The organism is Pseudomonas sp., from assembly GCF_032058845.1.
Lineage (GTDB): Bacteria > Pseudomonadota > Gammaproteobacteria > Pseudomonadales > Pseudomonadaceae > Aquipseudomonas.
In genome coordinates, this window is the sequence record NZ_DAMCCR010000006.1 from 41,289 (window position 1) to 53,889 (window position 12,601).

Consider the following 12,601-nt stretch of genomic DNA (forward strand, 5'->3'; position numbering starts at 1 on the left):
CAGGGCACCCTGAGCGCCCGCTCTGCCCTGGACAACGTAGCCATGGACCTCGATACCCTCAAGCAGCGCCTTGGCCGGCCCGCGACCCGCCTGGTCGCAGGTGGCTTTCGGCCTACCGAGGCGGATGATGAAAGCTGGCTGGGCCGCGTGTTCCTGTTCGGGCCCGACGAAGCGTTGCCGCTGGACGCCGCCGGTGAACCAATGTTGCCCATCGCCCAGTTCCACCTGCCTAACCTGATCCCGTCGATGCCGCTGCTCGAAGGCGTGCGCGTGCTCACGCTGTTCATGTCGCGTCGTTTCCCCGAACCCTTTGAACCCATGGGTGCCAACTGGCTGATCCGCGAATACGGCGAGCACGACACGCTGGTACGCAAGCACCTGCCGGCAGTGGATTCGCCCCTGAAGGCATTCGCTGTGAAACCCCATGTGGTGGAACGTGATTGCCCACTGTGGGATGGCGGCGGTGTGCCGCTCGACCTGGAGCGCGAAGTGCTGGCATTGATGCGCGCGGGGGACATCGAAAGCTATTACGCCATCACCACCCACTGCTACGAACACAAGGTCGGCGGCTTCCCCTCGTTCTGCCAAGCGGGCGTCGAGCCGGACGAGGGCTTTGAGTTCGTGTTCCAGGTGTCGTCCGACGCCAAGATCAACCTGAACGTGGTCGATAGCGGCAGCTTGCTGTTCTGGAAGAACGCGCAAACGGGCGAATGGGCGTTCTATTACGACTTCTACTAACCGCTGCGGCGATCAACATGCGGGATGAGCACGGATGAACAGGCTCAGCGCCAATGAGTTGCGCCTGCCCCCGCAAGCACTACTCAGACGTCCGCCCAGCGCCTCAGCAGGTTGTGATAGCTCCCAGTCAGGCTCAGCACCGAGGCATGGTCAGGTAGCTCGCTGGCCAAGCCTTGAATGGCTTGATCCATTTCGAACAGCAGCCTGCGTTGAGCATCGTCCCGGACCATGCTCTGGATCCAGAAAAACGATGCCAGGCGCGTGCCGCGTGTCACCGGCTCGACCTTATGGAGGCTGGAGGAGGGGTAGATGACCATGCACCCGGCATCGAGCTTTACCCTGTGCGTGGCGAAGATGTCCTGAATGACCAGTTCGCCGCCGTCGTAGCTCTCTGGGGCGCTGAGGAACAGCGTTGCGGAGATGTCGGTGCGAATATGCTCAGGGCTGTTGCGCAGGGGTCTGATCGCGTTGTCAATGTGGTAGCCGAATGCATCACCTTCGTCGTACCGGTTGAACAGGGGTGGAAACACGGCGCGAGGCAGTGTTGCGGAGAAGAACAGTGGACTGCGCCAGGCGCGTTGCAACATGATTTCGGCAATTTTCTGCCCCGCCGGGTGCCCCTCGGCGAGTTGCCGGTTGTGCTTGGCGTTGGCTGATTGCAGGCCGGCCGTGGTTTTACCGCTTATCCAGGGCGCCTGTTCCAATGTTGCTCTGATGTCACGCACCTCCTCGCTGGAGAAAAGTTCGGGAATATGTATCAGCATCCATTGCTCCAGATGAAGAGTGGCGGTTTCGAGTGATGCACACCCGGGAGTGGGAGGGTGATTGTAGAAGTGAACTGGAACCGTTGGTAGGAACACTTGAGTGGAGGTGTGACAATCTATTGCGTGTGCAATAAATTTACATATGTGACTATGAAGTCTAAGCAATGGACTACAAGAATATAAGTTTCTGAGTGTTGACTTTTTATTAAGATAATTTCGTTTGGCGGGTGTTTTTCAAGATGTTTTATTTACAAAAATAGGCTTTGTGTAAAGCGTGGCTCGATATACGTTAGGCGGCGTTTTCTGCCCCTATACCGAGGAATGGCATTCATGTCCGTCACGCAAATACCTGCGCGAAATCCAGCTGCGCTTTCAAAAAAACTCTTGAGCATGGCTGTTGTATCGTGCGGGGCGGTTCAGGCTGCGGCGGCGCAAACGGTCGACCTGTCCGAAATCAAGGTCGAGGCTCAGGCCGATGCCGACTACCACGCACGCAGCTTGTCTTCGCCGAAATATACCCAACCCTTGCGTGATGTCGCGCAGAGCATCGCTGTAGTGCCTCAGGCACTGATTGAAAAACAGAATGCGCAAACCCTCGAAGCTGTGCTGCAAAACGTGGCGGGTATCACGTTCAACTCGGGTGAGGGCGCCGGAGGGGTGGGCGATACCATCAATATTCGTGGGTTCAACAGTGGGCAGTATGGCGGGGCCAATGTCTTCATAGACGGTGTGAGAGATTCGGCCTACTACACCCGTTCCGAGCTGTTCAACACCGAGCAGGTCGAGGTCATCAAGGGCTCCAGTTCAGCAGCGTGGGGCGCCGGGGTCATTGGCGGTGCGGTCAATCTGGAAAGCAAGCGGGCTCGACTCGCGGATGCCAGCAAGCTCACGCTGGGCGCGGGCACTGCCGATTATCAGCGGTTGGCGCTCGACACCAATCAGGTGCTGGACGAAGACCGCGGTATCGCGTTTCGGCTCAATCTCGTGGGTACCAGAACCGGCGTGAATGGCCGCCGCTGGAGTGAGCGGGAGCGCTGGGGCATTGCCCCCACCCTTGCCTTCGGTCTCAACTCGGATACCCGCCTGGACGTAGGCTTTGAACACCTCGATGATCGTGGCAACTACGATTACGGGTTGCCCGCCGCGCATGGCGGGCACCTGGAAACTCGCCAGTTCGGCGGCCGTATCTCCAAAGCCGACGGCGTGAAGTGGGACAGCTACTGGGGCTACAGGAATCTGGACAAGGAAAATAACCGAAGCAACCGTTTTCGGTTAAATGTCGAACATCATTTCAGTGAAACCTTATCGCTGGATAACCAGCTTACATTCGCACAGCTGCAACGTGACTATGTAGTGACGACGTCGGAAGGGACTTATCTGGCGGCAGGTTCCAATGGTTCGGGTCGACGCCTGGTGGGAGTGGCGCGGCATACGGAAAACGACACGTTCAGCAATCAGACAAACTTGAAAGCCAAGTTCGAGACGTCGGGTATTCAACACACGATGGTCGCAGGCCTGGAATATACCCGCGAACAACTGGATCAAAAAAACGGTGAGTTGCGCTTTGGCCAGCAGGGTAACGGCACAACGGCGATTGATCGGGCGAACCCGCCGTCTCGCTTTGTCGGCGACACCCGTATTGCCGACATTTCCCACGTCAATACGGAGTCGGAAACCAAAGCGTTCTATTGGCTCGACACGCTGAAGTTCAATGACCACTGGCAGGCTGATATTTCTGCACGGCGCGATTTCTGGTCGGCGCGCAACAATCGGGTCGAATACCGGGACAACGAAGACGGCGTCTTGGGCGCGTGGACACCTGGCACTGCCGCCAAACGTGGCAAGCCCGCGCAGGCGCCTTTTCTGGAGGGCGTGAACGACAAATTGTTCAGCTATCGCGCGTCGGTGACTTACAAGCCGATAGAGCAAGCGAGTATTTACATCGCGTATGGCAACGCCCGGCAACCTGCCTCGATCGGATCTTCCAGCGCGGGTGGCATCAACGCAACGGACGCCGTTCTGTCGCCCACTGACGGACAAACCTATGAGATTGGCTCCAAATGGGATGTCTTCGACGAGGCACTGGCGCTCAGCGGTGCACTCTTCAGAACAGACATGAAGGGGCCGATTCTGGTCGATTCAAGCAATCCCTTTTCCGAGCGGGCCAGGGTCGGGTTCAGGGTCGAGGGCCTGGAGTTGGCCGCAGTGGGCAATGTCACCGATCAATGGTCGGTCTTCGCCACCTACGCCTTCATGAAAAGCAGAATCATCGAAGACGGCCGTATGCGCGGAGGTCAATTCGCCAGCCCTGCGGCCAATGAAACGGGTATCGAGGTGCAGAACACACCTCGGCACTCCGCAAGCGTGTGGACCACATACGAGCTCGATAAGCATTGGAGCCTGGATTACGGCGTGCGCTATGTGGGGGAACGCTATATCGGCCTTGGTCGTGCGGCGGCTGTGACTGAGAGCAGTCGTGCTCTGGTGCCGGATTACTGGGTGCATAACGCAGCCGTCAACTGGCAGGCGACTCCGGAGGTAGGGTTGCGGCTCAATCTGGTCAACATGTTCAACGAACATTACTGGCGCCAGTACAACGGTCGTGGATTCGGTATACCTGGCGAGGGCCGTGGTGCGCAACTGACGGCTTCGTATACGTTTTGATCAATGTGGCCTTGGTGGCCTCAAGATGGCCAGCCCGGGCTGACGCATCGGGCTGCCTTATCGTGCTGTCGCCCGCCGCCGGCCGTGGAGCAATGTCATGGTGAGCCGCGTTGAGCTGGGCTTGCTGGAGTTGGCCGCTCAAACCCCGCAGGCCGCTGCCCGTATGGCGCTGGTTGCGGCTGGCGAGGGAAGTGCGCAGGCCCAGCGCTACTTGGGGCAACTCCTGCTCGAAGGCCGCGGCATCCAGCGCGACCCACCTCTGGCACTGCGCTGGTTTCGGATTGCGGCTGCACAAGGTGACGCACATGCCCTGAACATGGTGGGGCGTTGTCTGCACAAGGGTTGGGGCTGCCCGGTCAATCTGCGGGACGCCGCTGAATGCTTCCGTGAGGCGGCGCAATCGGGGTTGGATTGGGGGCAGTACAACTTTGCCAACATGCTGGCCAAGGGATGGGGCGTGCCTTGCGATCTGGCGGCAGCGCTACATTGGTACAGCCGGGCTGCGTGCCAGGGTCATGCCAAGGCGATGAATCTGGTCGGCAGGTTCTACGAGGAAGGCTGGACCGTTCCGGTGAATCGCCGCATTGCCATGCACTGCTATCGGCAATCGGCAACCGGAGGTGATTTCCGCGGCCAAGCCAGCTACGCCGCAATGTTGGCGCTCAACGGTGACGTCACGCTGGCCGTGCGTTGGCTACGTACCGCCATGCAGACGGCCACGCCTGCCTTCCTTGAGACCTTGGGCAATGCATTGTTGGCGTCATCGCAGCGCGAATTTCATCCCGTCGGCGAGGCAATGCTGATACGCAGTAGGGAACGGCTTGCTGTGCCGGATTGAATCGGACCAGCCCCCTATGACCCACAGCAAGAGTCTGCTGATCACTATGGGGCGCATTGCCCCGTCGCGCACTGGGCTGGCAGGTCACACAAACGCTGGACGATGGCGACGTTCGATTCGAGAAAACGCGTGCTGCAGCCGTGGGCGTTCTCCTGTGAAGGTTTAAGACCTCGGCAGCTGCACTGGTCGCTTTCAGTACACCCCTGGTCGCCACCAAACAACCAAAAGTTCAAAAAAGTGCCATGCTTTCAGGATGCCGTGGGACTGGGCGCGTAAGACGCCCGGCCTTGGGCACAGAGGGTGACCGTGACCCACGCGACCGTGACGGGGCCGGACGCCGCAGCTGAACACCGCCAGGTGCATAGCCATCGCAAGGTGAGGGCGCCTGGGTTGCCGAGGTCTGCTGTATGCCTGATGAACTGCAACACCTGCCGTTGATCCACCGCATTCTGGAACGTGAACGCCACACGCCAGGTGCCCTCTTGCCCATCCTTCATGCCGTGCAGAAGGGTATCGGGTATGTCCCTGATAACGCCGTCCCCGAGATTGCCCATGCGCTGAACCTCAGCCTGGCGGAGGTGCGGGGTGTCATCAGCTTCTATCACGACTTCCGCACCACCCCGCCCGCACGCCATACCCTGCGCCTGTGCCAGGCCGAGTCGTGCCGCAGCCGCGGCGCCGAAGCCTTGGCCGCGCAGGTGCGCGAGCAGTTGGGCGTGGATGACCATGGCACGACCGCTGATGGTTCGCTGAGCCTGCGCCCGGTGTACTGCCTGGGTGCCTGCGCTTGCTCGCCGGCCTTGGAGCTGGATGGTCAGGTGCATGCCCGTCTGACTCCCGAGCGCCTGCGCGAACTGGTCGATGGCTGCTTCACGGAGGTGACGGCATGAACCTGTTCATTCCCTGTGATTCCCTGGCCCGGGCGGTGGGGGCCGATGCCCTGGCTGAGGCGCTGAGCCGCGAGGCCGAGCGTCGACAGATGCCGTTGACCCTGCAACGCACCAGCTCCCGTGGGCTGTACTGGCTTGAGCCTTTGGTGGAAGTCGACACCGAGCAAGGCCGCCTGGGCTTCGGCCCGGTCAGCGCCCGTGATGCCGCCAGCCTGCTCGATGCGCTGGCCGGCAACATGGCCGAACACCCGCTGGCCTTGGGCCTGGTCGAAGAAATTCCTTATTTGAAGACCCAGCAGCGCTTGCTGTTCGCCCGTGCCGGCATCACCCGGCCGCTGTCACTGGACGACTACCGCGCCCACGGCGGCTTCGAGGGTTTGTCCAAGGCCGCGTTGATGCCCACCGAAACGGTGGTGGCGCAGGTGCTCGACTCGGGGCTGCGCGGCCGTGGTGGCGCAGCCTTCCCGGCCGGCATCAAGTGGCGCACCGTGCGTGAAGCGCGTGCCGAGCAGAAGTACATCGTCTGTAATGCCGACGAAGGAGACTCTGGCACCTTCGCCGACCGCATGCTGATGGAAGGTGACCCGTTCCTGTTGATCGAGGGCATGCTCATTGCCGGGCTCGCGGTGGGGGCCAGCAAGGGCTACATCTATGTGCGCTCGGAATACCCGGATGCCGTGCATACGCTCAACGAGGCGGTGATCCTCGCCCGTGAAGCGGGCTATCTGGACAGCACCGGCAGCGGCGTGGCCTTCGACCTGGAAGTTCGGGTCGGGGCAGGCGCCTACATCTGTGGGGAAGAAACCGCACTGCTGGAGTCGCTCGAAGGCAAGCGCGGCATCGTCCGCGCCAAACCGCCGCTGCCGGCGCTGCAAGGCCTGTTTGGCCTGCCGACGCTGGTGCACAACGTGCTCACCCTGGCCTCCGTGCCGATCATCATGGCCCGTGGCGCGCAGTTCTATCGCGACTTCGGCGTGGGCCGCTCGATGGGCACGTTGCCGTTCCAGCTGGCTGGCAACATCCGCCACGGCGGTCTGGTCGAGCGCGCCTTCGGCCTGACCTTGCGCGAGCTGATAGAAGGTTATGGCGGCGGCACGGCCAGCGGCCGGCCGTTGAAAGCCGCGCAGATCGGCGGCCCGCTGGGCGCCTGGGTGCCGCCGGAGCATTTCGATACAGCGCTGGACTACGAGGCCTTTGCGGCCATCGGCGCGATGCTCGGCCACGGCGGCGTGGTGGTCGCCGACGACACCCTCAACCTCGCCGGTATGGCGCGCTTTGCCCTGGAGTTCTGTGCCGAGGAATCGTGCGGTAAGTGCACGCCGTGTCGGATCGGCTCGACGCGCGGCATGGAGGTGGTCGACCGCCTGATCGCCAGTACCGATGCGGCCTATCGCGAAGACCAGGCCAACCTGCTGCGCGATCTGTGCGACACGATGCAGTACGGCTCGCTGTGCGCCATGGGCGGCATGACCGCCTACCCGGTCGCCAGCGCCCTCAAGCACTTCCCCACCGACTTCGGTCTGGCCCCTCAGGAGGCTGTGCAATGATCAATTATTTCGATCCCGCCAGTGCCGTCGACCTTGGCACGCCGGCCCGCATTACCGAGGTGCAGGTCAGCCTGGTCATCGACGGTCGCAGCGTCAGCGTGCCGGCCGGCACCTCGGTGATGCGCGCCGCTGCCCTGATGGGCACCAGCATCCCCAAACTGTGCGCCACCGACAGCCTGGAAGCCTTCGGCTCGTGCCGCATGTGCATGGTCGAAGTCGAGGGCATGCGCGGCTACCCGGCGTCCTGCACCACGCCAGTGCTCGAGGGCATGGTCGTGCGCACGCAAACCCCGCGCCTGGCCGACCTGCGCCGCAACGTCATGGAACTGTACATTTCCGACCACCCGCTCGACTGCCTGACCTGCTCGGCCAACGGCAACTGCGAACTGCAGACCGTGGCGGGGCAAGTGGGCCTGCGCGAAGTGCGGTATGGCTACGAGGGTGAAAACCACCTGAGTGACGCCAAGGACGTATCCAACCCGTACTTCGACTACGAGCCGAGCAAGTGCATCGTCTGCAGCCGCTGTGTGCGGGCCTGTGAAGACATTCAGGGCACCTTTGCCCTGACCATCACCGGGCGTGGCTTCGAATCACGCATCTCCGCTGCTGGCGGCGAAGACTTCCTCACCTCCGAATGCGTTTCCTGCGGCGCCTGCGTGCAAGCCTGCCCGACCGCAACGCTGACCGAGAAGAGCCTGGTGCAGCTCGGTCAGCCAGAGCGCGCCGTGATCACCACCTGCGCGTACTGCGGCGTGGGTTGCTCGTTCCGCGCAGAAATGAAAGGCGACCAGCTGGTGCGCATGGTCCCGGACAAACAAGGCGGCGCCAACCATGGCCACGCCTGCGTCAAGGGCCGTTTCGCCTGGGGCTACGCCACCCACCCCGACCGCATCACCAAGCCGATGATCCGCAAGCGTCTGCAAGACCCGTGGCAGGAAGTCAGCTGGGACGAGGCGGTGACCTACGCCGCCAGCGAGCTGCGACGCATCCAGCTCAAGTACGGGCGCGATTCGATCGGTGGCATCACCTCCAGCCGCTGCACCAACGAAGAAGCCTACCTGGTGCAGAAACTGGTGCGCACCGCGTTCGGCAACAACAACGTCGACACCTGCGCACGGGTGTGCCATTCGCCCACCGGCTATGGGTTGAAACAGACCCTGGGCGAGTCGGCCGGTACACAGAGTTTCGATTCGGTGATGAAGGCCGATGTGATCCTGGTCATCGGTGCCAACCCCACCGACGCCCACCCGGTATTCGGCTCGCAGTTGAAACGTCGCCTGCGTCAGGGTGCGCGGCTGATCGTCATCGACCCTCGGCGCATCGACCTGGTCGACTCGCCCCATGCCCGCGCCGAACTGCACCTGCAACTGCGGCCGGGCACCAACGTGGCCATGCTCAACGCCCTGGCCCATGTGATCGTCACCGAGGGGCTGGTCGATCAGGCCTTCGTCGATGCGCGCTGCGAGACCGAAGCCTTCACCCGCTGGCGCGACTTCGTCAGCCTGCCCGAGCATGCCCCCGAGCTGCTCGGCCCCTTGTGCGGCGTGCCACCGGAGCAGATTCGTGAGGCCGCGCGGGTGTACGCCACCGGCGGCAATGCGGCGATCTACTACGGCCTTGGCGTGACCGAGCACAGCCAGGGCAGCACCGCAGTGATGGGCATCGCCAATCTGGCCATGGCCACCGGCAACATCGGCCGTGAAGGGGTCGGGGTGAACCCGTTGCGCGGGCAGAACAACGTTCAGGGCTCGTGCGACATGGGCTCGTTCCCGCACGAGTTGCCGGGTTACCGACACATCTCCAACGAAGGCGTGCGTGCCGAGTTCGAGCAGGCCTGGGGCGTGACCCTGCAGCCTGACCCGGGCCTGCGCATTCCCAACATGTTCGAAGCCGCGCTCGACGGCAGCTTCAAGGCGCTGTACTGCCAGGGCGAAGACATTGCCCAGAGCGACCCGAACACCCAGCACGTCACCGCCGCGCTCACCGCCATGGAATGCGTGATCGTGCAGGACATCTTCCTCAACGAAACCGCCAAGTTCGCCCACGTGTTCCTGCCGGGCTGCTCGTTCCTGGAAAAAGACGGCACTTTCACCAACGCCGAGCGGCGCATTTCGCGCGTGCGCAAGGTGATGGAACCCATGGCGGGCAAGGCCGACTGGGAAGGCACGATCGCCCTGGCCAATGCGTTGGGCTACAAGATGGACTACCGCCACCCTTCCGAGATCATGGATGAGATCGCCCGTCTGACGCCGAGCTTCCGGCGAGTGAGCTACGCCGAACTGGAGCGCCACGGCAGCCTGCAGTGGCCGTGCAATGACAACGCGCCGGATGGTACGCCGACCATGCACATCGATCAGTTCGTGCGTGGGCAGGGGCGCTTCATGCTCACCGGCTACGTGGCGACCGACGAGAAGGTCAACAGCCGCTACCCGCTGCTGCTGACCACTGGGCGTATCCTCAGCCAGTACAACGTGGGCGCGCAGACGCGTCGCACCAGCAATAACGCCTGGCATGCCGAAGACCGCCTGGAAATCCACCCCAGCGATGCCGAGAGCCGTGGCATCAACGACGGCGATTGGGTGGGTATCGGCAGCCGCTCCGGGCAGACCGTGCTGCGCGCCAGGGTTAGCCAGCGGGTGGCGCCGGGTGTGGTCTACACCACGTTCCACTTCCCCGAATCCGGGGCCAACGTGATCACCACCGACAACTCTGACTGGGCCACCAACTGCCCGGAATACAAGGTCACCGCGGTGGAAGTGGCCAAGGTCTTCCACCCTTCGGAGTGGCAGAAACGCTATCAGAGCTTCAGTGATGAACAACGCCGCCTGCTCAAGGAGCGGCGCCAACGTGACGCAACCGAGAACGCCGAGGTACGCCGATGAAGGACAACGACAACCTGGTCAAGATGGCCAACCACATCGCCCACTACTTTGAAAGCGAGCCCGACCGGCAAGTGGCCGTGCAGGGGTTGCGCCAGCACCTGCACAGCTTCTGGACCCCGGCCATGCTCAGGCAGCTGGACGAAAAGGCCCAGGGCGAGGCGGCGAAACAGCTCGACCCGTTGGTGGTGAGGGCGTTGCAGGTCTGAACTGCAAGGTGTCATCGCGCAGTGAGTCGAACCTCTGCGCTGACGGTGCCGCACTACCTCACTCTGCAAACGAAAGGGCCGCTGGGCGGCCCTTGTCGTCGATGGCTGGCGCCTGAGTCAGGACTTGAAGCGTCCCACCAGCCCATTGAGCTCATCCGACAGCTGCGAGAGCTTGCCCGAATCCAGCTGCGCGGTGTGCGCCAGGCGTTCGACCTGCTGCGCTTCGTCGTAGATCTGCTGGATGTGCCGGTTGATCTCTTCGGCGACGCTGTGCTGCTCCTCGGCGGCGGCAGAGATCTGCAGGTTCTGGTCGCGGATTTCATTCACCGACAGCTGGATGCCCTCGAAACTGTCGCGGGTCCGCTCGATCGAGGTGACGCTATCACGCGACAGGGTCAGGCAGCTGTCCATCTTCTCCGACACCTGGTGGGTCTTGCTGGCCAGGGAGTTGAGCAGGTGATCGATCTCGGTGGTCGAGTCAGAGGTTCGCTTGGCCAGTGCCCGGACCTCATCGGCCACCACGGCGAACCCCCGGCCCTGGTCACCGGCACGGGCCGCTTCGATGGCGGCGTTCAAGGCCAGCAGGTTGGTTTGCTCGGCGATGGCGCGGATGGTGCCGAGGATCTGGTTGATGCTGCGGCTGCCTTCTTCGAGTTCCAGCATGGCCTGCGCCGACTCGCTCAGGCGCACTTCAAGGCGATTGATGCTCTCGGTGGTGACCTCCACCTGCTGTTTGCCTTCGGCCACGCGGTGATGGCCGCTGTCGGCGGACGTCGCCGCGTGGCTGCAGGAACGGGCGACCTCGTTGGCGGTGGCAACCATCTCGTTGAAGGCCGTGGACACCAGCTCCACGGCCTCACGTTGGCGCCCGGCGGCGTCATTCATGTTGTCGGCCAGGGTACTGTTGACCTTCGAGGCCTGGTGCAGGTTGCCGGAGGCCGCGCCGATGCGCTGGATCAGCTGGCGAATGGCGGCGAGGAACTGGTTGAACCAGCCGGCCAGCTCCGCGGTTTCATCCTTGCCCTGGATTTTCAGGTCGTGGCGCAAGTCGCCTTCGCCCGCGGCAATCGACTGCAAGCCGCTGCTGACCTGGCCGATGGGCCTGACGATGACCCTGGCGAAGGCCGCAGCAAGTCCGGCGAACAGCACCGCCAGGGCCACCACGATACCCAGAATCAGCCAGGTCATGCGGGTGGCGGCGCTCATCACTTCACTGGCCTCGATCAGGCCGACGAAGCGCCAGCCCAGACCCAGCGAGGTCCAGACATTGGCCATGTAGCGCACGCCGTCGATGGACACTTCGGTCGAACCTTGCTCGGTGGCGGCCAGCTGCGCATAGGGCTCGCCCAGGCTGTTCAGCGGCTTGAAGTTGTGCGTCGCATCGCGCGGGTCGACCAGCACCACGCCGTCTTCGATCAGCATCACATAGCCGCTGTCGCCCAGCTTGATGCTCTTGACCAGCTCACTGAGGTTTTTCAACGACACGCTGACCACGTACACGCCCTTGGGCTTGCCGCTGGCGTCGTTCAGGGTGCGCGCGGTGCCGACCAGGGCCACGTCGTCCTTGTCGTAGTAGTAGGCTGCGGTGCGCACGGTTTTGCCCGGGCTGGCCATGGCGGCCTTGTACCAGGGCCGTGCGGTGGGGTCGTAGTTGGCCAGCTTCGGGTCATCGGGCCACTTGGCGTAGCTGCCGTCTTCCAGGCCGATTGAAATGATCGCTGCGGCAGGATGGGTGGCGCCATAGCGGGCGAACTGGTCGATCACCTGCTGCGCGGCGGCCGGCATCGGCTGGTTTGCCGCATCGGCGCTGCGGTAGTCCTTGAGCTGGGTCACGGAGGTGTAAATGGGGTCTGCGGCCATTTGCTCGACGTTTTGCGTGGTGGCATCGAAGAACTGACGCATATTGCCGTCGATCTGCCGGATTTCCCGAGTGCTGCCGTCGATGAACTGCTCAATGGCCTGGTTGCGGATATTCAGCACCGAGATCACAGCCACAAGGCTTACCGGAATCAGCGCTACGAGGACAAAGGCGAGCATCAGCTTGTTTTTTATATTCATTGTCAGACGCCATC

The 12,601-nt window shown here is 62.6% G+C and carries 9 protein-coding genes and 1 pseudogene; 7 read left to right on the forward strand and 3 right to left on the reverse strand.

From position 1 onward, the window contains the following. Nucleotides 1–42: 42 nt before the first annotated feature. Nucleotides 43–738, forward strand: coding sequence for a hypothetical protein (locus RT028_RS02410; RefSeq protein ID WP_312932052.1), 696 nt, complete (start codon nucleotides 43–45; stop codon nucleotides 736–738). Between the two features lie 83 nt (nucleotides 739–821). On the opposite strand, the gene RT028_RS02415 is transcribed toward RT028_RS02410, so the two are convergent. Continuing rightward, nucleotides 822–1,502 (reverse strand): Fe2+-dependent dioxygenase, encoded by a 681-nt coding sequence (locus RT028_RS02415; protein ID WP_312932054.1) that lies wholly within the window; start codon nucleotides 1,500–1,502, stop codon nucleotides 822–824. A 330-nt stretch (nucleotides 1,503–1,832) separates the two neighbouring features. Here RT028_RS02415 and RT028_RS02420 point away from each other — a divergent pair, with 330 nt between their 5' ends. The 6 genes from RT028_RS02420 (at nucleotide 1,833) to RT028_RS02445 (ending at nucleotide 10,529) form a co-directional block, all read left to right on the forward strand. Then, nucleotides 1,833–4,166, forward strand: a complete 2,334-nt coding sequence (locus tag RT028_RS02420; protein WP_312932056.1) for a TonB-dependent receptor domain-containing protein — start codon at nucleotides 1,833–1,835, stop codon at nucleotides 4,164–4,166. Nucleotides 4,167–4,287: 121 nt separating this feature from the next. After that, on the forward strand, nucleotides 4,288–5,004 hold the full coding sequence (locus RT028_RS02425; protein ID WP_312932058.1) for a tetratricopeptide repeat protein: 717 nt from the start codon (nucleotides 4,288–4,290) through the stop codon (nucleotides 5,002–5,004). Nucleotides 5,005–5,411: 407 nt separating this feature from the next. Next, the gene (locus RT028_RS02430; protein WP_312932060.1) at nucleotides 5,412–5,894 is read left to right on the forward strand and encodes a formate dehydrogenase subunit gamma; all 483 of its coding nucleotides are present in this window, start codon (nucleotides 5,412–5,414) and stop codon (nucleotides 5,892–5,894) included. Further along, complete coding sequence (locus RT028_RS02435; protein ID WP_312932062.1) at nucleotides 5,891–7,441, forward strand: NADH-ubiquinone oxidoreductase-F iron-sulfur binding region domain-containing protein; 1,551 nt, start codon at nucleotides 5,891–5,893, stop codon at nucleotides 7,439–7,441. The genes RT028_RS02430 and RT028_RS02435 overlap by 4 nt, the downstream gene beginning before the upstream one ends. After that, nucleotides 7,438–10,323, forward strand: a complete 2,886-nt coding sequence (gene fdhF, locus RT028_RS02440; protein WP_312932064.1) for a formate dehydrogenase subunit alpha — start codon at nucleotides 7,438–7,440, stop codon at nucleotides 10,321–10,323. The genes RT028_RS02435 and fdhF overlap by 4 nt, the downstream gene beginning before the upstream one ends. Further along, nucleotides 10,320–10,529, forward strand: coding sequence for a formate dehydrogenase subunit delta (locus RT028_RS02445; RefSeq protein WP_312932066.1), 210 nt, complete (start codon nucleotides 10,320–10,322; stop codon nucleotides 10,527–10,529). The genes fdhF and RT028_RS02445 overlap by 4 nt, the downstream gene beginning before the upstream one ends. 117 nt (nucleotides 10,530–10,646) lie before the next feature. On the opposite strand, the gene RT028_RS20245 is transcribed toward RT028_RS02445, so the two are convergent. Together RT028_RS20245 and RT028_RS20250 are read right to left on the reverse strand one after the other, a co-directional pair. Further along, a complete protein-coding gene (locus RT028_RS20245) occupies nucleotides 10,647–11,414 on the reverse strand; it encodes a methyl-accepting chemotaxis protein (protein ID WP_409567140.1) in 768 nt (255 codons plus the stop codon). Nucleotides 11,415–11,501: 87 nt separating this feature from the next. Continuing rightward, nucleotides 11,502–12,587 (reverse strand): annotated as a pseudogene (locus RT028_RS20250) (cache domain-containing protein); the annotation flags it as partial. Between the last annotated feature and the right edge of the window lie 14 nt (nucleotides 12,588–12,601).